Origin of the sequence: Butyrivibrio hungatei NK4A153 (assembly GCF_000424465.1) — a bacterium.
GTDB lineage: Bacteria > Bacillota > Clostridia > Lachnospirales > Lachnospiraceae > Butyrivibrio > Butyrivibrio hungatei_A.
Map to the genome: position 1 here is coordinate 283,453 of NZ_AUJY01000002.1, position 25,989 is coordinate 309,441.

Consider the following 25,989-nt stretch of genomic DNA (forward strand, 5'->3'; position numbering starts at 1 on the left):
ACATTACACTGATTTACAGACCACAGGGAGAAACAATGACCTTTATATCATTTGCATTCATGGTATTTTTGCCATGCGCCGTTTTGATCAACTTCATAGTTCCGATAAAGTATCGCTATATCTGGCTTCTTATAGCAAGTATGATATTTTATTCAACTGCAGGCATAGGGGCGATGGTTGTCCTCGTACTTTCTATGCTGTCGGTGTATGCAACAGGTATTTACCTGGGAAAAAAGAAGAAGGCAAAGCTTGTATTTGTTTTGTGCCTGCTCTTTAATCTCGGAATTCTTTTTGTGTTCAAATATTTTAATTTCTTCATGCAGATTCTGGGTATTGCCACAGAAGGAGCCTATGGAAATATTCAGCTGAATAATATGATCATTCCTCTCGGACTGTCTTTTTACATACTTAAGTCCGTAGGATATCTGATTGACGTTTACAGGGGAGATATTGTCCCTGAAAAGAATTATCTTAAATTTGCTCTTTTTGTTTCATTTTTCCCGCAGATTCTTGCCGGACCTATCGAGAGAGCGGGGAATATGCTGGAACAGTTCGATAATCCCAAGCCCATTGATTTTGACAGATTCAGAAACGGTTTTCTTCAGGTGCTTTGGGGATATTTCCTTAAGCTTGTTGTTGCGGACAGACTTGCTATTTTTGTAAAAGCTGTATTTGATGCCGAAGACGGTATAAGGGGAACGATATCTTTTGTTGCGATCCTGTTCTATACATTTGAGATTTACGCGGATTTTGCGGGCTATTCACATATTTCGATCGGAATAGCAAGGATTCTTGGAATTGATGTAATGAATAACTTTGAGTGCCCTTATCTTGCAAGGTCGATCGCGGAGTTCTGGAGAAGGTGGCACGTTTCACTTTCGTCATGGTTTAGAGATTATCTGTATATTCCGCTTGGTGGAAACAGAAAAGGAACAATCAGAAAGTTTATCAATATACTTATTGTATTTACTGTGAGCGGCCTTTGGCACGGCGCAGATTTTACTTTCCTTGTATGGGGACTTCTTCACGGTGTATATCAGGTGATAGGAAGTATAGTTACTCCTGTCAGGGACAAAATCACAAAGACATTTAACATTGGAAGAGCAAGTTTTTCACACAGAGTTGTAAAGACGGTGGGAACTTTTATTCTTGTAGCTTATGCGTGGGTGTTCTTTAGAGCGGACGATATAATGCAGGCTGTAAGGATCATCAGATATTCTTTTGTATTCACTCCGTGGAAATATGTTGACGGAAGCATGTACCAGTTCGGGCTTACAAGAGGAAACTTCCTCCTTGGTGTATTTGGCATATTGCTTATGATCATCGTTGATCTTGTGAACAGCAGGGGAATTGTTATAAGGGAAAAGATACTGTGCCAGGGATTGTGGCTTAGATGGATCATTATGATATTGGGAATCGTAGTTACCGTAGTGTGCGGAATCTGGGGCCCGGGTTACGATGTGTCGGATTTCATCTATAAGCAGTTTTGATCTATTTTGAAAAGAGGAGTAGTTTTCGGTTGATCGGAGGAAGAAAAGTAAAGAGCATATGGCTCATACTGGCTATGCTTGTTGCGGCATTGTCGGTAACGGTTTTTCTTATAAAGGATAAAGAAAGAAGTGCAGAGAAGTACATAGATTCCGATTTCGCAATATGGGAGAGCGTGGGATTTGTGGCTTACGGCAATCCTGTTGAAACGGCGAGCGGAATAAATGCGCATTTTGACAGTGACGGTAAGCTGTGCTATGACGTATATCTTCCTGTGGATGAGGGAGAAGAAATCGAACTTGTTTGTGATGAAGGTATTGAAGTTACTGTCGGTAATGAAACTTATACAGGTGGAGATGTTTTAAATGTACCTTTATTTGAAAGATTGAACGGTGAGATAAATGTTCCCGGAGTGGGCACCGAAACGGCTGATTTTAGATTTATAGCGGCAAGTGGGATTCCTTCAGTATATCTGGGAACATATAATGATACAAAAGATTTTTTGAAGGAAGTAAAGGGAAATACCGCTGCAGGTTTTTGCACAGTTTTAAATGGAGATGATTCCAAAGATTATAGCGGAAACTGCAATATTCGTGTTCACGGAAATTCATCCTTTTTCTTCGATAAGAGTTCGTATCAGTTCAATCTTGAATCTGATGTGGGAATACTTGGGATGCCGGCGCAGCGAAAGTGGGTCCTTATATCGGAGTTTATTGATGGATCATTTATGAAAGATGCCATAATGTACAGGCTTTCTAAGAATACTGGAGATAAGTATTCTCCTGAGTTTCGCTATGTGAATGTCTATCTGAACGGGCAGTATGAGGGACTTTATCTGCTTTTGCAGAAGGTTGATATCGATGGCGGAAATATTGATCTCAATAATCTTGAGGTTGTTAATAATGTTGCCGGCGATAGGAAGATGAACCAAAATAATACCGGAGGATATCTCGTTGAGCTTGGAGCGGCCGATGCTTTTCAGGATACTCCTGAAAATCTTATTGTAGAGACACCTAACAGATGGATGGAAGTAAAGTCGCCGTCCAATCTTACAGAAGATCAGCACAAGTATTTGACAGATCTTGTTAATGAGGCGGAACAGGCTCTTTATCTTTCTGACGGTGAAAAGACCGAATCGGGGAAAACATGGTCTGACTATTATGATCCCGAATCATGGATGCGCCAGTATGTGTTTCAGGAGATATCGATAAATTATGATACGGAGTATAACAGCGAGTTTTTCCATATTAAAGAAAACGATAGGAAGTTATACGGCGGTCCGGCCTGGGACTTTGATAAGTCAATAAACGATTATGTTTCCTTTATTCAGAATGAAAGATTGAATTATATGATCAGATCGATTCACAATAATTCAATAGTAGTAAAGGATAAAGACAATTCGGGAGTAATGTGGCTTAGGCAGTTTGATTCGCACAAAGATTTCCATGACGGAATGAAGAAATTTTTCTTTGAAAAGGCTGAGCCGCAACTTAAAAAGATTCTTTCGGAAGATGTGCCTGTATGGGAAAAAGAAATTGAGAAATCGGCAATTGCAGATACTTACAGGTGGTCCGTCGAAGATATTGATAATCCGAATGATCCGGCAGATTCTTTTGCAAATTCGGTAAAGAAAATTACCGGAGTCTTTGCTGACAGGACTAAGTTCCTTGATGCATATTATAAGAATGAAGATGCTTATTATATTGTGACTTTTGTTTTGGATGAAGCCAGAATTGATCTTATGGTTCCCGTAAAAAAGAATGGGACGATAGGCGAAGATTCGCTTCCGATTTACAAGGACAGTAATGATTGGTACTATGGCAAAGAGTTATTTACTCCCGAAACCGTGGTCACAAAGGACATGGTACTTACGCAGAAACAGCATTAGGAAGGACAGAGCAGAATTTTATGGGTAACAGATACAGAAACGAACAGAAGTATCTTCTGAATAAATCTGACGTCGCTATCCTTAAGATGAGGCTTGATGCCATGATGGAAAAAGATCCGCATGTGCGTGACGGCACGTCTTATCTGATCCGCAGTGTGTATTTTGACGATCCGAATAATTCCTGTCTTCATGAGAAAGAAGACGGAGTTTTTTTCCGAAGAAAGTGGAGAATCAGAATATATAATTGCAGCGACAAGGTGATACATCTTGAATGTAAAGAAAAACTGGGCAATATGACACATAAAGACAGCATCACTGTTTCAAGAGCGGATGTTGAAGCGGCAATGGCGGGAAATATTGAGCCGGATAAGAACAGAGAACCTTTATGGAATGATTTTGCATTGCAGGTCATGACAAAAGGCTTCAGACCGGCGACTATTGTTCAATATGAGAGAATCCCGTATATCTGGAGGCCTTCAAATGTGCGTGTCACGATTGACAGATGTCTTTCTTCGAGCGAGATGTTTGACCGATTTTTTGATGAAGATCTGCCGGTAAGGCCTATTATGGCGAGGGATCTTGATCTTCTGGAGGTGAAGTATGATACGCTTTTGCCCGATCACTTAAGACAAGTGATGATTCTTGATAATATGAGATATACTTCTTTTTCTAAATACGAATTGTGCCGTCGAATGCCAATGCAGGCATTTTGAACGGATGGCATACGAAGCATAGCATTATAACGGAGGATGAGAAATGAGTTTTAAGGATATTTTAAAGAAATCTTTTTTGGAGAATTACGCTCAGACGGAAATGAGCATCAGGACAATAGTAATTGCGATCGCGCTTACATGTGTATTTGCGGTATATATTTATCTTTTTTACAGAGTTGTTACAAAAAAGAGCTTTTATTCAAAGAGCTTTAATATCTCTCTTGCATCGATTGCGATCATAACTGCGGCAATTATTCTGACTATCCAGTCAAGCGTTGTGGTTTCTCTTGGTATGGTGGGTGCGCTTTCTATCGTAAGATTTCGTACCGCAATAAAAGATCCCATGGACCTTGTGTTCCTGTTCTGGTCAATTGCTGTCGGAATCATCTGCGGCGCGGGATTGTTTGGAATAGCACTGGTGCTTTCCGCATCGATCACAATACTCATTCTTGTTCTTGAGCTGGTTCCTCAGGCGAAGGCTCCTCAGATTCTTTTGATAAGCTTCAGAGACAGTGATGAGACCAATGACGGTGTTGAGAAGATTCTTACAGAGAGCAAGAGCTATTACAGTGAGAAGAGCAGAACAATAACAAACGGACAGATAAGTCTGGCTTTCGAGATCAGAACATCAGACGGAAGAAAGCTTTGCAGCAGCCTTTCGGGACTTGACGGAGTAAACAGCGTATCACTTCTTAAGCATGACGGTGAAGTTACATATTAAGCGTAGTGCTGAAGGCACTGACAAGGGCATGAATTTATGAAAAGAAAGATAAACATAGCTTTAAAGTGCATATTTTTTACTATAACCGTGGGCATTATTTTATATGCAACGACGATAGTTTTGGAGAGAAAAGACAGCTTGTATAAGTATGCCGATTTCTTTGAACTTGCAAAAAAAGATCAGATTGACGTTCTTTTTATCGGATCTTCTCACGTAATAAATGCGATAAACCCTACGGTTCTTTATAATGAGTACGGATATACTTCTTACAATATGGGAGGACACGGTTCGCTCCTTCAATCAACATATTGGGAACTAAGGGAGGCGCTTCAGTACACGACTCCGAAGTGGGTTGTTGTTGATGCCTATATGCTTGAGAAGAACTATCGTTACCTCGATGACAGAGATGCAAATCCCGATGAGGATGAGGTAAATACTTCTGTTGAGCAGCTTCACCTTAATATGGATGTGTGGCCGTTTAACGACCTCAAAGTTGAGGCGGTAAACGATCTTATACAGGATAAATCGATCCGAAGAGAATTCCTTTTTAATTTCCTTGTTTATCACAACAGGTGGGAATACATTTCCGAGGATGATTTTAAATCGGTATTCGGAGATGAATCAAAGAACGAATTGTTCGGCGCAGAGATGAGATATGACGTTGAGACTTCTTTTACTTTCTGTAAGGAACCTGAAAAGGGAGAGGTTCTTCCGGAGGAAACGGTTGGAGAACGCTATCTTAAGGCTATCATTGAAGAGTGTAAGAAGAGAAAAATCGGAGTGCTTGTGACATTCGATCCTTTTAATCCCGAGTCAAAAGATATTATTGCGGCAAATTCAGCGGGTGCGATAGCAAAAGCCTGCAAAGTGCCGTATCTTAATATGCTCAACTCGGATGTTATTGATATATATTCAGACTTAAACGATCACGGACATCTGAATGCTGTCGGATCTACAAAGACAACCAAGGCGATAGGAAAGTGGCTTAAGAGTAATTCAAAGCTTGTTGATCACAGAGGCGACGAGGCTTATGCATACTGGGATGAAAAGAGCGATAATTTCTATGATTCGATAAGAGATGATACGACCGATGAGGACAACCTTATTTCCAAATTGAGTCTTTTGTCTCTTGGAGAGTATGGCTTTGTTTTATACTGCAATGAAGGTTCTCAGGTTTTTACGGATAAATCAATGGAACATGTCATAAGTGGAATAGCGGATTCAAATATGATCAAAACTACGTCTGGGCCGTATATACTTATTAAGGATCCAAAGACGGGCAAGACATATGAAGCTTCCGGCGACGGAAATCTTGAGAATGTTGAGACAGCGATGGGACATATGTATTATCAGCCTGTTGAACAGAATTTCAGGCTTTTTTATGAGGCGGACGATCAGGATACAAACTATCTGTATGACGACGCTCATGCGAGTGCCGATATTCAGATAATAATATATGATAAAGAAACCGGAGAAGTGGTGGAACATGAGTATTACACTTCAAAAGGAGGAAGATATGCAAGGTAAGATCTGTATTGTCGGAATTGCAGGTGGTACCGCTTCGGGCAAAACGACAATAGTAAGAAAGATAAAAGAGAATTTTGGTGATGATATTGTTGTCATCAACCATGATTCATATTATAAAGCTCACAACGACCTTTCATATGAGGACAGGTCCAAGCTTAACTACGATCATCCGGATTCATTTGACACTCAGATGATGATAGAGGATGTAAAAAAGCTTAAGAACAACGAGGAAGTCGATATTCCCGTTTATGATTTTTCGGTTCATAACAGAGCTGATGCAACGGTTCACATTGTTCCTAAGAATGTTATAATCCTTGAGGGAATCCTTGTTCTTGAAAATAAAGAATTAAGAGATCTTATGGATATCAAGGTTTTCGTTGATACGGATGCGGATGAGAGACTTATGCGAAGAATCCGCCGCGATATGGCGGAGCGTGCAAGGAGTATAGAGTCGATCCTTAATCAGTACGCGGATACGGTTAAGCCTATGCATGAGCAGTTCATTGAACCCAGTAAAAAATATGCAGATATTATTATTCCCAGAGGCGGCGAAAATCTTACGGGAATCAACATTTTACAGCAGCACATAAAGAGCATGCTTGTTATATGATAAGCATGGTTTGCCGTGATGCGGTTGTAAGTATAAGAAAATTGCTTTAGGAGAATGACATATGTTAATGGTTGCATGGTCCGTAGTGCGCCTGATCTATTGGATGTTAATAGTGCCATATCTTATCGGACAGCTTTTCAACTTTATATTACCTGAGGGAAAAAAGACGGTAGGAATCACTTTTATTCTTGGATTTCTTATTTACATTGCTATATTTGAAATGGTCGCGATTCCCTGCATAATCAATTATGTTTACGAGTCGTTTACGCATTGCAGACAGATTTATGTGGTGATCGTATCGCTTTTGGCAATCGGCGGATCTTTTAGGTTCAGTAAGTCGATCTTTAAGAGGGAGATTGTCTGTGACCTTAATATAGAGACCAAAATTTATTATGGAATCTTTATAGCACTTGTTCTTTTTCAAGTGGTAATGAACTTTATATATGCACCGTTCAACGGTGATGATGCCGAATATGTGACAAATTCACTTATAGCGCAGCAGTGGGGATCTATGAACAGGATCGACCCTAATGTTGGAGGACCAATTGACCTTAAAACGAGAAATGTGCTTGCAGCTGTTACAATGTGGATTGCCTTTATAGCCAAGAGCTCATCTGTACATGCCACTATAGTTTCGCATGTAGTAATGCCACTCTTTGTTTTACCGCTTGTTTATTATGTGTATTATCAGATAGGGAAGAGTCTTTTTAAGGAGAAAAAAGAAATCGTTCCCGTATTTATGATCTTTATAAATATGCTGTATATGTTTGGAAATGTTTCGCTGAGTACGCCTGCGACATTCCTGCTAATGAGAAGTTGGCAGGGGAAGGCTCTTTTTTCAAATCTTGCACTTCCGATGATCTTTTGGCTCTTTTTGCTTATGTTTGAAGATGTATCCGCAGTGAACGAGGCGGCCGGAACTAAAGAAAAACTTAAGATCACCGCACCCTGCTGGATAATGCTTGCGCTTGTAAATGTACTTTCATGTATCTGTACTGAGCTTGGTGTTGCGCTTGGATGCGGACTTGTTGCAATCCTTACGATTGTTTTATTATATGCATCAAAGAGATGGACTGTGCTTGTAGGAGCTTTTTTGGCGGTTATTCCCAATCTGGCTTATGTTGCCTTTTATTTAATTCTGGGGGGTGGAGCATAATATGTACGGAATTTTTATGGAATGTTATGTGGCGCTCAGACAGTATTTTGGAGGCGAATCGGCCGGAGATATCAGGGCATATCTTAACATGATCGTTTTTATTGCTTCGGCGATATTTATCATGATCAAGGAAAAAGACAGAGTAAAAAAGATACTTTTTGGAATAATGCCACTTGTGATAATTGTGGGATTTCTTTTGCCGATAACAAGGATAATATATGTCGGTCATGTTGATAAAGACAGCCCGGAAACGTATTATAGAATATTGTGGTTGATACCCATGTATATTGTTATTGCATACGCTGCATGTCTGATAATGATGAAAATGAAAAGCGATGCGATAAGAAGAGTGGTAATGGTTGCTGCGGTTCTTGCAATCATGCTTACAGGCAAACTTGTATATACCAACAGATACATGTATAAGGCAGAGAACATTTATCATATTCGCCAGGATGTTATTGATATATGTGAGCTTATAAAGCCTGCAGAAGGAGAAGATAATCCGAGGGCGGCTTTTCCCGAAGAACTGACATGGTATGTAAGGCAGTATGATACTCATATCCTTATGCCTTACGGAGCAGATATTATTGAGGGTGAAGCTAAGGGAATGTACTGGGATCCTGTGTATGATGCAATGAAAAATGTTGAGGTCACATCAGAAGGCGTTGAAATAGTGGATGCCAATGCGCTTGTTGATGCGACAAGAGAAGAAGAGTGTCGATATGTCATCATGCCCGAGGATACAGAGAAAAGGAAGCTGAGTAAGGATCTTACGACATTCGGTCTTAAGATTGTTGATAAAGTCGATAAGTTTTATGTCTATGAAGATCCTGTTGTAGTTGAGAAGCTTGAGGAAAAGAAAGCGGCAGAGAAGAGTTAAGGAAATAAGTTAAATGGATAAAGAAGTGCAACAATACCTCGACAGGGTGCATGAGTCGGATTTTGCCATGCTCTCGGAGGTAGACAGAATATGTAAAAAACATAATATACAGTATTATCTTCACGGAGGTACGTTCCTTGGTGCTGTAAGGCATCAGGATTTTATTCCGTGGGATGATGATGTGGATATTCTTTTTTTGCGTGAAGATTACGAGAGGTTTATTGACGTATATGAGAAAGAGGCGGATAAGAGATTTAAACTTCTTAGATTTGAGAGATATCCTCAGTTTTTTGATTTTATAACAAAGATCGCGGATTACGATCTTACTTATGAAGAGACCTCTTTTGGAGCGGAAGATTTCTACGATCACAGGTATTCTCATCCTACGCTCGATCTTTTTGTATTTGATAAAGAGGCGGATAATCACAAGTGGCAGCTTATCAGGATGAAGCTTCTCTATGCGCTTGCCATGGGCCACAGACCGTACGTTGATTATTCGAAGTTTAAGGGCGTGATGAAGATTGTATCTTTCTTTCTTACAACTGTCGGAAGGTGCATACCTTTCAAGGTTATAGCATATAAATATATTAAGCTTCAGACACTCGGAGGACTTGCAAAGAGAGCACCGGGTAACGAGAAAGGCTCGGGAGATGAGACAACTCTTTTCATCTCAAATGAGCAGCCCGATCCAAGGTACTGGGGACTTGATTTTGATGCGGATCACCTCATATACGGACCTGACACAGCCATGATAAGGGGCAAGGAATTCCCTATTCCGAAGAACCACGACAAGTGGCTTAAGAAGACTTACAGGGATTATATGAGTCTTCCGCCTGAGGATAAAAGAGTTCCCATGCACGTGAATGTTATAAAGAAAAACGAGGACCTATAATTATGAAAACAATAGCACTTATAATTGCCGGCGGTACGGGAGCCAGAATGAAGCAGGACATTCCCAAGCAGTTTCTTACGGTAAATGAGAAGCCTGTTATTGTATATACGCTTGAAGCGTTTCAGAATCATCCCGAGATTGATTCTATCGCCGTAGTGTGTGTTGAAGGTTGGGAACAGATGCTTATGGCTTATGCCCGCCAGTTCAATATTTCAAAACTTGAGTACGTCGTTCCGGGCGGTGAGAACGGGCAGGGTTCCATACGAAACGGTGTGTATGAACTTGAGAAGAATTTTGATGCCGATTCGATAGTGCTTATCCATGACGCGATAAGACCGATGGTTTCTGCGGAGATCATATCCGATTGCATCATGAAGACCAAGCAGTACGGAAATGCCATCACGGCTATTCCTTGTGCAGAGGCTATGCTTACCACAACGGACGGCGAAATGTCTGATAAGACATACCCCAGAGATAATCTTAAGAGAACTCAGACTCCGCAGGGATTCAGACTCGGAGAGATCTGTGATCTTCACAGAGAGGCTCTTTCAAAAGGAATAACAAATTCTGTCGCATCTTGTACGCTTATGACAGAACTTGGCAGGAAAGTATATTTTTCACAGGGCTCTGAGAAGAATATAAAACTCACGACAGTAGACGATATTGACATCTTTAAGGCGCTCCTCATGAGCAAAAGGAGTGAATGGTTGAAGTAAAATGCTTTTTAATTCATATGAGTTCATGCTTTTATTTCTGCCGATATTTCTTGCGGCGTATCTTCTGATAAGGACAAAGATCAAAGATTATAAGAAAAAAGAAAGCCTTTTGAATATATTGATGATTCTGGGCTCTCTTATTTTCTATAGTCTTTTTGAGATTAAAAACACAGTTATTTTATGTATGAGTATCTTCCTCAACATAAATGTCATAAATTGCATCAGGTTAAAGAAGAACACGAAGATCTGGATGATCGCGGGCGTAGCGGTAAACATTGCGATATTGTTTTTCTTTAAGTACAGCGTTGTTTATGCGGGAATGTTCTTTCCTGTTGCAATCAGTTTCTACACATTCAACCAGATTTCCTATATTGTTGATTTATATCGGGGTGAGATAAAAGAATATGATCTGATGGACTATCTCATCTATATTTTGTTTTTTCCAAAGATTCTGCAAGGGCCTTTGATGGGCTTTGCGGCATTTAACGATGGGCTTAAAAAAGCTTATAAAGATGATATGGATTGGGAAAAACTGATGCGTGGATTGCTTCTTTTATCCATGGGATTGTTTAAGAAGGTAATCCTTGCGGATACTTTTGCAAAGGCTGTCGAGTACGGATTTTCTGCGATTCCCAATCTTGGAAGGATGGAGGCGATACTTACCGCTGTGTTCTATTCTTTCCAGTTGTATTTTGATTTCAGCGGTTACTGCGATATTGCGGCATCTGTCTGTATGATGATGGGATTTGAGCTTTCGCTTAATTTCAATTCACCTTATAAGGCTGTTGATATAGGTGATTTCTGGGACAGATGGCATATCACACTCACTAAGTTTTTTACCAAATACGTATATATACCTCTCGGAGGTAGCAGAAAAGGGCAGCTTAGGACGTATCTGAATATCTTTTTCATATTTTTGCTCAGCGGAATCTGGCATGGCAACGGAAGTACGTTTGTTGTCTGGGGAATCATGCATGGCGTTCTGAGTATCATCACAAGAATGTTGAAAAGAGCGAAAAAGAGTGAGGAAAACCAGATTGTCGCAGAGGGTAAAAAGATTTGCGGAACTTTTTTTACCTTTGTCTATGTAACTGCTGCATGGGTGTTCTTTAGGGCGAGCAGCATTTCCGATGCGCTTCTTCTTTTTAAGAGAATGTTTGTCGGCGGAATAAGACCTTTTTACAGCACGTTTGCCGATGGCTTTAATCTCGATGAGATATGGTATGTGATAAAGATGACACCGCTTATGAAGTTTAGCTTTGCGTGGGATTTTTGTCTATGGCTTTTTCTTATTGCGGGCGGTGTGATAATCTTTTTGGGAAAAAATGCTGTTATGTATTCTAAGGAGTGCAAGATAAATCTTGGCACGACTGTACTTACTGCGGTGCTTTTAGTTTGGAGCATAATCAGCTTTTCGGGCGTAAGTACATTTCTTTATATGAATTTTTAATGTATTTTCAAGTTGATAATACATTTGTGCCGGTCGGAAGAACGGACGGCATGGGGCGGAGAAAATTATGAAAAGCTATAAAAAGTACTTTTTCATCTTAATAAGCATGGTTCTTGCGGTGTTTATCATCTGTGGGGGAATCGTGGTGTATGTGGATCCTTTTTTTCATTTCCATACTCCTGTTGCGGGATTTCCGTATATTGTAGACAATCAGCTCAGTCAGAATCCCGGAATGGCGAGGAATATGGCATATGACGGATGTATCATAGGATCGTCCATGACGGTTAATTTTGACACGGACGATTTTAAAGATATTCTTGGAACGGATACCGTAAAACTTAGTTACAGCGGGGCATATCCCAGGGATGACTACAATATTCTTTCTTTCGTGTTTGATAAAAATACCTATGCGAGGAAACAGAAGCCTGTAAAGCAGGTGTACTTTGCTGTAGATATCCCGACTATGACGGCAGATCCGGATGAAACAAAGTATCCGCTTCCGATGTATTTATATGACAAGAGTGTCATTAATGATGTAAAATATCTCATAAACAAGGATGTATTATTTGAGTATATTTTTCGTCCCGTTATCAGAGGAAAAGGTTCGGATCTTTCGGAAATCTATTTTAGCTGGTGGACACCTGAGTATTACAATATTCAATGGGTTATGCACAATTACGAGCAGCCTGAGATAAATCCTGTGGAAACTGAAAAAGATGGGCTGATTGAGAGAACGGAATTAAATCTTTCAAGGAATATTCTTCCTTTTGTGGAGTCAAATCCGGATACGGAGTTTTATTTCTTTTTCCCTCCTTACAGTATCCTGTATTGGAACAATGTGAAGCGCGAGAATACATTTGAGGCGACGATGAAACAATACAGATATGTCGCCGAGAGGCTTCTTGGGTATAAAAATGCGAGGGTGTTTTATTTCCAGACTATGGAGGAAACCCTGGACCTTAGTAATTATGCGGATTATTCACATTATAAACCCGCAATTAACAAATTTATGGTAGAATGCTTTAAGGATGGAAAATATGAAATTAAATCCGTTGAGGAAATGGATAAGGGGTTGTTAACTGTCAGAAAAATGGTGGCAGATTTTGATTATGCAGACCTTTTTTCGAGGAAATGGTAAGAAAGATTGCGGGTATATGAAATACGAGAGAACGCAAAGAGTATTGAATTGGGGAATGGTGATCGTGTCGGTTCCGATTATCGCGTTTTTGATAGGGACGATCGTAAGGGCAGCCATGTTTGTTGTGCCGGTATCGGATGATTATTGGTACGCGGTATCGGGAATCGGAGTCGATGGATTCTTTGATCGAATTGTTTCTGCATGTAAGTTTGCACATGAGGCGTACAGGCATGAACAGGGCGCATATTTCACTTCATTTATAGGTTCGTTTTTTAATCCCATAATATACGGCGGCTTTTCTGCAATGAAGGTCACTATGGTGATCAATGCGGTGCTTGTCTTTGCGGCGGTTATATTCTTGACCGGTGTCATAATGAAGAAAACTGCGGATGTTGGCGTGCATGTTGTATTATTTGTGATCGTGATCGCAGTGTTTCCGCTTACGGCGTATGATTCGTTCAGGGAAGTGTTTTACTGGTTTTCCGGAGCCTGTGCGTATGGGGTTCCCATTTCATTTGGACTTACGTCGATCGGTCTTTTTATCATTTATAACCTTAACAAGGAAGTTGCGCTGACAGGAAGAGAACCGTTGGTTCTTGCGGCAATACTCGGAGCGGCGACGGTCGGAGCATCCCTTGCAATAACGGGGATATTTGTGTATTTTCTTTTGTGTACTATTATCTATTTTGCGATTAAGAGAAGAAGACTTGAAAAAGATAATATGATAGTATTTATTACATGTCTTGCAGGGGCGGTTATCAATATGATCGCGCCGGGGAATTTGACGGGACATGGAATTGAAAACAGCGGCGCAGTTGATGTAAAAGCCGGAATCGGTTATGCGGCAGAGCATTATAAGTATGTGGTAAGGTGGCTTTTTTTTAACAGGAATTATCTTGTTCTTGTTATCAGCCTTATGGTTGTCGGATATCTTATCTATGACAGGATAAAGCTTTGCAAGACAGCTTGGATAGTGGTCGGAGCTATGCTTTTTGCTTCTCCGATGGTAACGGCTTTTGCGCAGGTAATGGGATATGGCATGGAGCAGATTCCGAACGGATGCTTTTTTATCACAGTGATGGCTACGACTGCCGCATTTGATAATCTGGCATTGTTTATCGGATGGTTAATGGGAAGAGCTTTGAAAGGACATAAGAAGATGTCCGTTCTTGCGGTTCTTTATGCAATTATTTTCGTGTGCTTTATAGCGACACCTTTTTCACCCGGAAAGTATAGCGTTGTTATGCTTAACAAGAAGCTTTATAGTGGTGAACTTCAAAAAAATTATGTTGAGACAAAGAAACTTACAGACAGCTTTGCAAATATGAAAGATAAGGATGTTAAAGTTGATGTCCCGACAAATCCTGAAACTATCGGGGATTTTTATTCCTTCTTTTTGCTTGACGATCCGGACAGCAGGATCAACAGTGATGTGGCAAAGGTATACGGATTGAGCTCTATATCCAATATAAGAGAGGAATGATGCAGTAATGAGAAATAAGAGAAATAAAAGAGAAGATTTTGATATATACAGCGATGATGATTTTGATATCTTCGCAGGAGACAGTATGGAAGAATTCGAAAACGATGATGACTTCAGAGACGCCGACGATTATGAAGATGAAGCCGGATATGACGGCGATTACAGAGATGATTATGAAAACGACGGCTATAGGGATGACTATGAGGATGATTACGCAGAGGGCTTTGAAGAAGGCTATGAAGATGACTTCAAGGATGACTTCTATGATTTTGATAAAGAGAATGTAAGATCGTCGGGAAAAAGAGGCCGTTCCGACGATTATGAAGAATATGAAGACGATTATCCTGCAGACTACGAAGATGAAGATCATGATGATGAGCTTTTTGAAGACTACGAGGATGACGGGCAGGAGGACGAGTATATGAGAGATTACAAAGGCAGCAGACGTAAGGATAGTCGGTCGAAACGTTACAGAGATGATTATGACGATGAAGAGTATTATGAGGATAGCAGGAGCGTAAGGAGAAGCGGGAAGAGAGGATACTCCGAGGATGATGACGACGGAGACTACGAGAAAAAAGGTAAGATTCCGCGTTGGGCTCACTTTGTTGTATTAGGTGTAATTGTAGCTATTGTCTTATATTTTGTTTTGCAGATCGTGAAATGGGATCACAGCAGTATTGAGCTGAAAGAGTCCGATGAAAAAAATATTTCTGCAGAGCTTCAGGATTTTATCACCTATAGATCTGACGAGCAGAAGGCAGGACATAAGGATGACGGTGAAGAGACGATACTTATGGTCGGAAATGACGCTATTACCCATGATCTGGGAGATACGGGAATTGCCGCTCAGATTGAAAAGGCTTCAGGTGCGAAATGTATAGCTGCGGGATTTCCCGAGACTACCGTTGCGCGTTCAGCAAACGGCAACGATCCTCTTGATGCTTTCTGTTTCCCGAGCGTAATAGATGCAATCACAAGCGGAGATTATTCCAAACTTCACGAGGCTACAAGTTCTGTTGATAATTCTTCAATGTTTGAAGACAGTATAAAAACACTTGAAGATGTCGATATGGATAAGGTTGATACTCTGGTTATCTACTACAATGCGCAGGATCTTCTTAAGGGAAGAATCGGTAGAAACCCTGACAACCAGTTTGACGAAGTGACATATAACGGAGCGCTTGCTACCGGAATTAAAAAGATTCAGGAAAAGTATCCTTATATGAGGATTATAGGTATGACCGTTACTTTCTGTTACGGCTTTGACAAGGACGGAAATGTAGTTGCGGGAGATAAGCTTGAACTTGGAAACGGTGATCTTTTCCAGTATTACCTTGGAATGATGACGGTTTGCTCAGAGGCTGAGAATCCCGGCGTAAGTGTTGTTGACAATTATAACGGAGATATTTCTGAAGAAAACAGTAAGGATCTTCTTGTTGACAATATTCATGTAAATGCCGAATGTAATAAGAATATAGCGGAGCATTTTGCGGAAGTCTTTAAGAATATTGTAGATACAGAAAAAGGAACGGGAGAAGAAGGGGAATCGGAAGAATGAAAAAGAACAGTATAGCCGGTATTTTTCAGTTGCAGGGAGCAGTTATTGTCTATTCTCTTTCGACTGTTGCTGCTAAATGCGCTTCCGAATATCCGACATTATCTCTCGGATGGATTGGCTTTTTTGCACTTGAATTTGTTGTTTTGGCAATTTATGCCGTTATATGGCAGCAGGTTATTAAGAAATTCCAGCTCTCTATAGCTTATTCCAATAAGGCAGTAACATTGATGTGGTCAATGCTCTGGAATTTTGTTATTTTCTCGGAGAGCATTACACCCGGAATGGTGATCGGCGTTCTTATTGTTATCGCCGGAGTTATAGTTATGAACAGTTCATCGGAGGAGGAAGCGGAAAGTGTATAAGTATTTTTTAATGATGCTTTTGGCTGAGCTTATAGCATCCTCTTCTCAGATCTTTTTGAAGATGAGTTCGAAAAAGAGCTATCCATCGGCCATAAGGGAGTATCTTAACTGCCTTGTTATAGGTGGGTATTCGCTGCTTATGGTGTCAATGGTCATTACGGTGGTCTTTGGCTATAATAAAGAAAAACTTGGATATATGGGAACGGTAGTAATGGAGCCCATAAGCTATGTTTTTGTATTGATCCTGTCGAGGATTGTTTTTAAGGAAAAGATATCGAAGAGAAAGATTGTGGGGATGAGTCTCATTATATGTGGGATTGCAGTCTTTTTCCTAAATAAACCAATGTAAAAAAGAAAATGCAGATTGGGGGCGTGAATCTGCGATATACGATATATAGAAATAAAAAATCCGAATGATAACAAAAAGTTGTTATTGTATTTCGAAAATGTTAAAATGCTATATATGGTATAGGGGGTTATCGAGGGAGGATATATTTAGTTACGTAAATTGATCAATCGTACGAGGAGTGTATATGAAAAAGATAACTAAGCGCGGATTATTTGTCGGCCGCAAAACTTCTAAAGACAGAAAAAGACGAGACAACAGGGAATATAGGGAAGAATACGACAGAGATGTTCGTGACGATCGTGAGTACAACGGATATGATGATTATGTAGATGATCGTGGATATGATGATCGTCGCTATGACAGGGAGTATGAGGTTTTTGATGATAATCGCGATTACAAAGTTGAGAGCGATTATGATGATTACGATTGCGACCGCGATTATGAAGACAATAAAGATTACGTAGATAGCCGCAAATACAGTGATGCAGGCTATGACTACGACAGAAGATATGAAAAAGAAGATTATGATAGGGATTATGCCGATGATGATCGTGACTACGAAAACGGAGATGATTACGGTCACGGATATGCGGATGATGATCGCTATTATTCAAATAATGCCCGCGGTTATGACGATGAAGTTCGCGGGTATGAGCGCATGATTGATGAAAAGTATGATGATTCTAATTATGACAGAGATTATGCGGATGACGATCGCGACTATGCGGAAGATGACAGGCAATTTAAGAGTACCGATCTTGCAAGCGCATTTAATGGCGATAATGAGTATGATACAAGATATTGCGACAGTGATTATGAGTATGACGGCGGATATGATGACAGATATGATAATGAAGAATTCGGCCGTGGACATAAGGCATCTAAGAAGGGTGCACGCAGATCCGGAAAGACAAGAAAGAGTCTGAGTGCGGTAGAAAGAACTGCAGCAGTTGTTGCTGTTGTGATTCTTGGTGGTGCGATCGCGACAGGAGTTTTCTATACAAAAGCGCTTGGCAGAAGTCATGAGATCAGTGCTTTTGCAGATGTCGGATCGACTATGAGCGATGTTCAGATTGTTGGACAGAGCGGACTTGTTGCGGTTGCCGATGCTCAAAAAGCAAAGCAGATGACCGCTAATATCATTGATGAAGCAAAAGAAGAAAAGGTTGAAGAAGTAGTAGAAGAGAAGGTAGAGGAAGAAGTTACCGGCGGAAAGGTAAGCTTTAGTGTTTCTTCTATCAAGAGCGACCTTAAGATAAAGTTTATCGGAAGTAACAAGAAGCTCGTTGCAAAAGTTCCTTTTAAGGTGACTGTTGAAACTCCCGACGGATCTAAAGTTGATTACGAGGATGACGATAAAGACGGTATCATCTATAAAAAGGATATGAAACCCGGCACATATAAGGTTACACCAAATGCGCTTCCTGCCGAGTTTTCACAGTACATCCTTGATACATCTACAAAGTCTGTAACCGTAAAAGACAAGGTAGAGATGAAGCCGGTTGATGTCAGCAACGAGGTTAAGAAAGAATCACAGATCAACGTTGCAAAAGAAGATACAGCGGTAAAGAACGTTGTGGAATCAACACTTAAAGATACTGTTGAATATGTTGAGAGTGAGAAGATTCCTGCAGACGGATCGGCTGCCGATAAAAACGGTACATATAAGGAAATTGATAAAAACAGTATTGCTGATCCTATGTCACAGTCATCGATAATTGACTTCACTAACTTTAGGACTGTTGCGTTGTTTACTACTGATAGTTCTACTTTACCGGATGCCGACTCGGATAATAGAAGCGGCGACGATTCAAGTGATGACAGCAAAAATGCTAATAAGGATGCAGCAAGTACAGGATTGAATGGCGGAGGAAGTAACAAGACTTCATCTGAAGATGAAGATGCAGCCAAATTAGCTAAAGAGAAAGAAGAAAAAGAAAAGCGGGAAGCAGCAGAGGCGGAGGCTTCAAGAATTAAGAAAGAAAAAGAAGAAAAAGAGAGGCAGGAAGCAGCGGCAGAAGCTTCCAGATTAGCCCAAGAAGCTGCAGATAAAAAAGCGAAAGACGATGCTGCTGCGGCAGAGGCTTCAAGACTTAAGCAGGAAGCTGACAAGAAGGCACTTCTTGAGAAAAACGGCAAGGTTCCTGTAAAAGAGACAGCAATAACACTTACTGAAGGTGATAAAAAGGCTATAGAAACAAAAGTATCCGGATTGGTGATTCAGATTACTTCTGACAATACAGGATGCGTATCATGTAGTGGAAATACAATTACTGCCGTGGCTAAGGGAACAGCAAAACTGACTGTTACAGCAGAGAATTATCAAACTGAATATATCACTGTAACTGTTAATGCCAAGAAAGCCGGAGATCTTCCTATCAATTTCAAGAAGATCACACTCGTACAGGATGAGAAGACAAATATCGGAATAAATGCAAATGATTATCCGGGATTCTCAGGAAAAGCGAAAGATGCTTCTATCGTAGGCGTTTCAGGAACAGAACTTCAGGGTAAGAAAGCCGGAAAGACAACGGTCACATATACTGCAACCGGATACAATGCATTTGATGTTGAGGTAACGGTAGTAGATAAGAAGGCACTTCTTAAGACTCGCGATGGTGAGCAGGTTTATGTAAAGAGCTCAGAAGGTGGCTTCAGAGAGGCAACATATGCCGATTACTATAACAAAGAGAATTTCTTCCTTAAGGACAAGGGAGAGGGCAACTTCAAATACAAAGGCTGGCAGACAATAAACGGAAAGACTTATTACTACAACAAGAACTGTGAGTACGTAACAGGTAAGCAGGTTATTCAGGGTGTTGAGTACGTATTTGGAAGCGACGGTGTCCTTACAACTTCTGCGGGAGCAAGAGGAATCGATGTAAGTAAGTGGAACGGTTCTATAGACTGGAAGGCTGTAAGAAACGAAGGAATCGAATTCGCTATCATCAGATGCGGTTACAGAGGTTCATCTCAGGGTGCACTTATCGAGGATCCTACTTTCAGAACTAATATTAAGGGCGCTCAGGCAGCGGGACTTAAGGTTGGTGTTTATTTCTTTACACAGGCTGTAAACGAAGCGGAAGCTGTTGAAGAAGCTTCAATGGTAATAGAGCTTTGTAAGGGATATGGACTTTCATTCCCTGTGTATCTTGACGTAGAGGGAAGTAACGGCCGAGGCGATACTATCAGTGCTGAGCAGAGAACTGCCAACATCAAGGCATTTTGCGGAACAATCCAGAATGCGGGATACAAGGCCGGCGTATACGCAAACAAGACATGGTTTACAAGCAAGATCAAGACCAATCAGATTACAAACTACAAGATCTGGCTTGCGCAGTATGCTGCAAATCCTACATATAACGCTACAAGATTTGATATGTGGCAGCATACATCAAAGGGTAAAGTGTCCGGTATTTCCGGAAATGTTGACCTTAACATTTTGTACAGATAATAAATGTGAATATAGGTACAATATATGAGTAACATCAACAAGGACAAAGGATTGGAATCTTTTAAGGTTCTGTCCTTTGTTTTGCCTTTAATTTTTTATATCGGAATTGCGGTTTTGGACGGCCCTGTATGGTGCGTTGATTCCCGGAGCTATGTAAGCATGGATTTCTCAAGAGAGCCTGTTTACCCGCTTTTTTTGGCGCTTATCAGAAAGATATTTGAAACCTTTAAATTCTCAGGCGAATATAAGGGGCAACCTTCATATCTTTTCTGTGCCGTGATAATTCAAAGCCTATTGTGGGTATATGCGTCGTGGCGGCTGGGAAATAAAGTCTGCAATGTTGCAAGCCATTATCTGAAGACAGGTGGTGCTTTGTTTCTTGGATACGCGGGTGTCTTTTCGCAGATGGCGGTTGCATCGCTTAACAGATTTGCAGCCAAAAGAGGCTCGATGTATTCTGAGAGCATTATGACCGAATCACTTGCAATTCCTCTCTTTGTTGTTTTCACAATAGAGCTGTGGAATTTGCACAGAGTGTATCTTCAGAGAAATCTCGTGAGAGTATTCGTCCTCGCGATTCTTATTGCAAGTATCAGAAAACAGATGCTTATCTGTCTTATTTTATGGGGCTTTTCGGCATTTGTAATTTATCTTTTTATAAACAGGCAGGAAGGCATACATAAGTTTTTTATAACCATGCTTATGATAGTTGCGGCTATTGCAAGTATAAAAGGAATTGACAGAATGTATAATTCGGCTCTTCGCGGAAGGTTTGTTGAACATATCGGAAACAACAAGGGCGGACTTGATACGGTTTTATATACGGCAAGAAGCGAGGATGCGGACCTTTTTAAAGATTATGAGGGCTATCCGGATCTCGATGCGTTATATACGGATATTTTTAATGCCTGTAATGAGCAGCAACTTAACATAGAATATGCTCCGGGTTATGAAAAGAGAGATCAGGCAAATGTATTTAATTCGGACTGGGCAGCGATGGCATCTCATTATGCGGAGAGCTATGATGTCATAGGTTTCGATATCGTGCAGGTTAAGTGTGATGAATATGTTGCAAGTCATTTTCCGGGACTTGAGCTGTGTGATGCTCAGCTAAAAGAAGATGAGATAGAGGGAATTCTTTTTAAAACTCTTTTAAAACACGCCTTTGAGAGAATAAAAAAAGGCGACGGCAAGGCAATAATATATGTATTTACCGCAAATGTACTTAAAGCGTTTGTAATATCTGTTGCAAATATCAGTCCGAAGATTCTTATTCCGATATCATTCTTTATGTATCTGCTGTTTTTGACTTCGTTTGTGCTCTTGTTCCTGAGCAGCGTTTTTGGAAATCGTGGAAATGAAAAGGATGTGAAGGTTGATTTTTTGCTGTTTGCGTTTCTTGCGCTTTCGGGAATTGCAATAAACTCTGTGGTTACGGGATCCATGATATTCCCGCAGCCCAGATATATGTGCTACGGTATGGGACTCTTCTACTTGGCACTGACTTGTGATATAATAGCCACGAAAAAATGAAAAGGAAAGGTATACTTTGATGAAAACCTATCTTGTAACCGGAGGGGCCGGATTTATCGGTTCTAACTATATTCACTATATGTTCAAAAAATATGGTGACGATATCCGTATCATAAATGTTGATGCACTTACATATGCGGGAAATCTGGAGAATCTTAAGGACGTCGAGGATCGTGACAATTATACTTTTGTCAAGGCAAATATTTGCGACAGAGACGCCATCAACAAGATCTTTGAAGAGAATGACATAGACAGAGTCGTTCATTTCGCGGCAGAAAGTCACGTTGACAGATCTATTGTAAATCCTGAGATCTTCGTTGAGACTAACGTTCTCGGAACGGCTACTATGCTTAACGCAGCTAAGAAAGCATGGGAACTTTCTGACGGAACATTCAAAGAGGGTAAGAAATTCCTTCATGTTTCAACCGATGAAGTATACGGTTCACTCGATGACGATCCGAATGCTTATTTCTATGAGACAACTCCATACGATCCGCACAGCCCTTATTCAGCAAGTAAGGCAAGTTCGGATATGCTCGTAAAAGCTTATATGGATACATATAAGTTCCCTGCAAATATCACTAATTGTTCAAATAACTACGGACCTTATCAGTTCCCTGAGAAGCTCATTCCTCTTGTGATCAACAATGCACTTGCAGGTAAGGATCTTCCCGTATACGGAGACGGTAAGAACGTTCGTGACTGGCTCTTTGTTGAGGATCATGCAAAGGCAATCGACATGGTACAGGAGAAGGGCAAGCTCTTTGAGACATACAATGTCGGCGGACACAATGAGAAGCAGAATATTGAGATCGTTAAGACAATCATCGATGTTCTCAGAGAAGAGCTTGATGACAGCGATCCCAGAAAGGCTAAGCTCAGCTACGATCTTATTAAGTATGTAACAGACAGAAAGGGACATGACAGAAGATATGCCATCGCTCCCGATAAGATCAAAAAGGAAATCGGATGGGAGCCTGAGACCATGTTCAAAGAAGGCATCAGAAAGACCATTAAATGGTACTTTGATCACAATGACTGGATGGAGCATGTGACAAGCGGCGATTACGAAAAGTATTATGCAAAGATGTATGACAAGAGATAATTGGCGGTAATTGCTTTGAGCCGATTATTTTAGATAAATACGGAGGAATATAATGAAAGGTATAATTTTAGCGGGGGGTTCGGGAACCAGACTTTATCCGCTTACAAGAGCTATTTCAAAGCAGATAATGCCGGTATATGACAAGCCGATGATCTACTATCCGCTTTCAACTCTTATGCTTGCAGGTATAAGAGATGTACTTATAATTTCAACTCCGAGAGACCTTCCTATATTCGAGGATCTTTTTGGAACAGGCGAACAGCTTGGAATGAATTTCAGCTATGCTGTTCAGGATCAGCCAAGGGGACTTGCCGATGCGTTTATCATCGGTGCGGACTTTATCGGCAGTGACTCTGTTGCACTTGTTCTTGGAGATAATATTTTCTACGGACAGAGCTTTTCAAAGCTTCTTCGTGATGTTGCGGCAAGAGAAAAGGGTGCCACAATCTTCGGATACTATGTAAGAGATCCCAGAGCTTACGGAGTAGTTGAGTTTGATGAGAACGGAAAGGCTATCAGCATTGAAGAGAAGCCTGAGAATCCCAAGAGTAACTATGCGGTTCCGGGACTTTACTTCTATGACAACGATGTTGTTGATATAGCAAGAAATGTTAAGCCTTCAGCCCGTGGTGAGATTGAGATCACGAGCATAAACAATGAGTATTTGAGAAGAGGAACTCTTCACGTTGAGACAATGGGAAGAGGATTTGCATGGCTTGATACAGGCAATCACGATTCACTTCTTGATGCCGCTGATTTCGTATGCGCATTCCAGAAGAGACAGGGACTTTATGTTTCATGTATCGAAGAGATTGCCTATAAGCGCGGCTTCATTGACAAGGAGCAGCTTCTTAAGCTTGCTGAGCCTCTTATGAAGACCGACTACGGTAAATATCTGGTTGAGGTTGCTAACGGACTTTGATCGGGCTTTAATATAAGAATCTGAGGTTGCAGATGGACTATAAGGTATTCAGGACGGCGGTGCTTGCTATTGTCAGTGCGCTAATTTTGGTGCTGGTCATAGTCTATGCTACAAATGCCGACAAAATTAATGAGATTTTCGGTAAGGGAGGAGCTTCCGGTGAAGGAGCTTCTGCCGCGACCTCTTCAAGCAGTGATATCGGTATGTACGGAGAGCAGATAGGTGATAATACGCAAGCCTTTTTGTTTGAAGAAGGTTTTTTTGATGCAAATGAGGAAATACCTTCAGTAGTGGTTACAAAAAAGGACGAGGCGGGCACTGCTGCTTCTGAAGCGTCTACTGATATTACAGATGATGAAGAATATAATGATTACATAGAACCCGCAGCAGTTGTGGGCTCTAACTAAATTGGAGACAAGAAATGGGTAAGATTAGCGTTGAAACATGTGAAATAGAGGGGCTTAAGGTTATAACTCCCACTGTATTCGGAGATGCCAGAGGCTATTTTGTTGAGACTTATAACAAAAATGATTTTGTTGAAGCCGGTATTGATGTTGAATTCGTTCAGGACAATCAGTCTGCAAGTAAACAGGGCGTTTTAAGAGGCCTTCACTTCCAGAAGAATTATCCTCAGGATAAGCTTGTTCGTTGCATTAACGGAGAAGTATTTGATGTTGCGGTTGATCTTAGAAGAAATTCTGCTACATTTGGAAAGTGGTTCGGTGTTGTTTTATCTGCCGAGAACAAGAAGCAGTTCTTTATTCCAAAGGGATTTGCGCATGGATTCTATGTTCTTTCCGAGTATGCTGAATTTGCTTATAAATGCTCTGATTTCTATCATCCCAATGATGAGGGCGGACTTAAGTGGAACGACCCCGATATTGGAGTAGAATGGCCGCTTATAGATGGTGTAGAACTCAACCTTTCCGATAAGGACAAAAAATGGGGAGGAATTAAAGAGTTTTGAACAAAAGAATGAAAATCGGAAAACCCCCCAAGAAAAAATTCTTGGGCGTTTTCTATGTATTGGCGTTTGTAGTTGCGCTGATAATTGTTTTGCATAGTAATCCTCTTGCAGACCAACATACAGAGATGCTAAAAAAAATATGCGGATGCATTTTGTTAGGTGTCGGATGTATTCTGGTCTATTTTTGGTATGACAAACTTACGGTTCTGCCGGTTGAACTCTGGAACAGCAGAAAACTTATCGCAAGACTTTCCGTAAATGATTTCAAAAAAAGGTATGCGGGATCGGCTATGGGAGCTGTATGGGCCGCCATTCAGCCGGTTGTTACGGTTATTCTGTACAGTATTATTTTTGGTAAACTCTTTCCAGCAGGCGATCATATTCTTCCTGACGGAAGGAAAGTTCCTCATTTGCTTTTCCTCACAGCAGGTCTTGTTCCGTGGTTCTTTTTTGTAGAAGCGCTTAATAACGGAACAACAGCACTTCTTGAATATAACTATCTTGTAAAAAAAGTTCTTTTTAAAATAAGCATTCTTCCTATTATCAAAATAATTGCTGCAATGTTTATTCATATATTCTTTTTGGGTGTGCTCCTTGCAATGGCATGGATTATGGGATATGAGCCGAGTATTTATTGGATCCAGCTCATTTATTACATCGGATGTGAATTTATACTGGTGTTGTCAATCAGTTACGCAACCTGCGCGCTTGTTGTCTTTTTTAGAGACCTCCTTCAGATCATAAGTATTATAATTCAGCTTCTGCAGTGGTATACACCTATTCTTTGGGATTTATACAGCAATATTCTTGATCCTTTAAGAAAAAAGTTTGTTGATCAGCATATGCCGATAGAGCAAATAAGAATGTATGAGGATCTGATAAAAATCTTTGTTAAGCTTAATCCTATGGCATATATCGTGGAAGGATATAGAAGTTCAATCTACGGAGAGACCTGGTTTTTTGAGCATTTTTATTCATCAACGTATTTCTGGCTGTGTGTTGTAATGCTCTTCTGTATAGGAACAGTTTTATTTAAGCGCCTTAAGCCGCACTTTGCGGATGTACTTTGATACA

At 40.6% G+C, this 25,989-nt stretch carries 23 protein-coding genes; all 23 read left to right on the forward strand.

Features of this window, described 5'->3' with window-relative positions:
- Positions 1-35: 35 nt before the first annotated feature.
- The 23 genes from G628_RS0104170 to G628_RS0104280 all read left to right on the forward strand — a co-directional run bounded on the left by G628_RS0104170 (position 36) and on the right by G628_RS0104280 (position 25,985).
- The gene (locus G628_RS0104170) at positions 36-1,490 is read left to right on the forward strand and encodes an MBOAT family O-acyltransferase (protein WP_027208531.1); all 1,455 of its coding nucleotides are present in this window, start codon (positions 36-38) and stop codon (positions 1,488-1,490) included.
- 29 nt (positions 1,491-1,519) lie between these two features.
- Positions 1,520-3,376, forward strand: coding sequence for a CotH kinase family protein (locus G628_RS0104175; RefSeq protein ID WP_027208532.1), 1,857 nt, complete (start codon positions 1,520-1,522; stop codon positions 3,374-3,376).
- Between the two features lie 20 nt (positions 3,377-3,396).
- Positions 3,397-4,089, forward strand: coding sequence for a polyphosphate polymerase domain-containing protein (locus tag G628_RS0104180; protein ID WP_026667470.1), 693 nt, complete (start codon positions 3,397-3,399; stop codon positions 4,087-4,089).
- A 43-nt stretch (positions 4,090-4,132) separates the two neighbouring features.
- Positions 4,133-4,810 (forward strand): DUF4956 domain-containing protein, encoded by a 678-nt coding sequence (locus tag G628_RS0104185; protein WP_026655801.1) that lies wholly within the window; start codon positions 4,133-4,135, stop codon positions 4,808-4,810.
- A 36-nt stretch (positions 4,811-4,846) separates the two neighbouring features.
- The gene (locus G628_RS0104190; protein ID WP_027208533.1) at positions 4,847-6,337 is read left to right on the forward strand and encodes a hypothetical protein; all 1,491 of its coding nucleotides are present in this window, start codon (positions 4,847-4,849) and stop codon (positions 6,335-6,337) included.
- Positions 6,327-6,947, forward strand: coding sequence for a uridine kinase (gene udk / locus G628_RS0104195; protein WP_026655798.1), 621 nt, complete (start codon positions 6,327-6,329; stop codon positions 6,945-6,947). Before G628_RS0104190 ends, udk begins: the two co-directional genes overlap by 11 nt.
- A 61-nt stretch (positions 6,948-7,008) precedes the next feature.
- Positions 7,009-8,103, forward strand: coding sequence for a DUF6077 domain-containing protein (locus tag G628_RS0104200; protein ID WP_027208534.1), 1,095 nt, complete (start codon positions 7,009-7,011; stop codon positions 8,101-8,103).
- Between the two features lies 1 nt (position 8,104).
- Entirely contained in the window at positions 8,105-8,983 is an 879-nt protein-coding gene (locus G628_RS0104205) for a hypothetical protein (protein WP_027208535.1), read from the forward strand.
- 13 nt (positions 8,984-8,996) lie between these two features.
- The gene (locus G628_RS0104210) at positions 8,997-9,875 is read left to right on the forward strand and encodes a LicD family protein (protein ID WP_027208536.1); all 879 of its coding nucleotides are present in this window, start codon (positions 8,997-8,999) and stop codon (positions 9,873-9,875) included.
- Positions 9,876-9,877: 2 nt separating this feature from the next.
- The gene (locus tag G628_RS0104215) at positions 9,878-10,591 is read left to right on the forward strand and encodes an IspD/TarI family cytidylyltransferase (protein WP_027208537.1); all 714 of its coding nucleotides are present in this window, start codon (positions 9,878-9,880) and stop codon (positions 10,589-10,591) included.
- A 1-nt stretch (position 10,592) separates the two neighbouring features.
- Positions 10,593-12,041, forward strand: a complete 1,449-nt coding sequence (locus tag G628_RS0104220; protein WP_027208538.1) for an MBOAT family O-acyltransferase — start codon at positions 10,593-10,595, stop codon at positions 12,039-12,041.
- A gap of 67 nt (positions 12,042-12,108) precedes the next feature.
- On the forward strand, positions 12,109-13,179 hold the full coding sequence (locus G628_RS0104225) for a hypothetical protein (protein ID WP_027208539.1): 1,071 nt from the start codon (positions 12,109-12,111) through the stop codon (positions 13,177-13,179).
- 16 nt (positions 13,180-13,195) lie between these two features.
- Entirely contained in the window at positions 13,196-14,662 is a 1,467-nt protein-coding gene (locus G628_RS0104230; protein WP_155833762.1) for a DUF6056 family protein, read from the forward strand.
- A 7-nt stretch (positions 14,663-14,669) separates the two neighbouring features.
- Positions 14,670-16,223, forward strand: coding sequence for a hypothetical protein (locus G628_RS0104235; protein ID WP_027208541.1), 1,554 nt, complete (start codon positions 14,670-14,672; stop codon positions 16,221-16,223).
- Positions 16,220-16,585, forward strand: a complete 366-nt coding sequence (locus G628_RS0104240) for a transporter (RefSeq protein ID WP_026655787.1) — start codon at positions 16,220-16,222, stop codon at positions 16,583-16,585. The genes G628_RS0104235 and G628_RS0104240 overlap by 4 nt, the downstream gene beginning before the upstream one ends.
- Positions 16,578-16,934, forward strand: coding sequence for a multidrug ABC transporter (locus tag G628_RS0104245; protein WP_026655786.1), 357 nt, complete (start codon positions 16,578-16,580; stop codon positions 16,932-16,934). The genes G628_RS0104240 and G628_RS0104245 overlap by 8 nt, the downstream gene beginning before the upstream one ends.
- Before the next feature lie 184 nt (positions 16,935-17,118).
- Positions 17,119-20,388, forward strand: coding sequence for a glycoside hydrolase family 25 protein (locus G628_RS17965; RefSeq protein WP_051199016.1), 3,270 nt, complete (start codon positions 17,119-17,121; stop codon positions 20,386-20,388).
- 81 nt (positions 20,389-20,469) lie between these two features.
- Positions 20,470-21,921 (forward strand): hypothetical protein, encoded by a 1,452-nt coding sequence (locus tag G628_RS0104255; RefSeq protein ID WP_207637985.1) that lies wholly within the window; start codon positions 20,470-20,472, stop codon positions 21,919-21,921.
- A gap of 19 nt (positions 21,922-21,940) precedes the next feature.
- The gene (rfbB, locus tag G628_RS0104260; protein ID WP_027208543.1) at positions 21,941-23,026 is read left to right on the forward strand and encodes a dTDP-glucose 4,6-dehydratase; all 1,086 of its coding nucleotides are present in this window, start codon (positions 21,941-21,943) and stop codon (positions 23,024-23,026) included.
- A 52-nt stretch (positions 23,027-23,078) separates the two neighbouring features.
- The gene (gene rfbA / locus G628_RS0104265) at positions 23,079-23,948 is read left to right on the forward strand and encodes a glucose-1-phosphate thymidylyltransferase RfbA (RefSeq protein WP_027208544.1); all 870 of its coding nucleotides are present in this window, start codon (positions 23,079-23,081) and stop codon (positions 23,946-23,948) included.
- A 32-nt stretch (positions 23,949-23,980) separates the two neighbouring features.
- On the forward strand, positions 23,981-24,355 hold the full coding sequence (locus G628_RS0104270) for a hypothetical protein (RefSeq protein WP_026655781.1): 375 nt from the start codon (positions 23,981-23,983) through the stop codon (positions 24,353-24,355).
- Between the two features lie 14 nt (positions 24,356-24,369).
- On the forward strand, positions 24,370-24,915 hold the full coding sequence (gene rfbC / locus G628_RS0104275) for a dTDP-4-dehydrorhamnose 3,5-epimerase (RefSeq protein ID WP_026655779.1): 546 nt from the start codon (positions 24,370-24,372) through the stop codon (positions 24,913-24,915).
- Positions 24,912-25,985 (forward strand): ABC transporter permease, encoded by a 1,074-nt coding sequence (locus G628_RS0104280; protein ID WP_242827166.1) that lies wholly within the window; start codon positions 24,912-24,914, stop codon positions 25,983-25,985. The genes rfbC and G628_RS0104280 overlap by 4 nt, the downstream gene beginning before the upstream one ends.
- Positions 25,986-25,989: the final 4 nt, after the last annotated feature.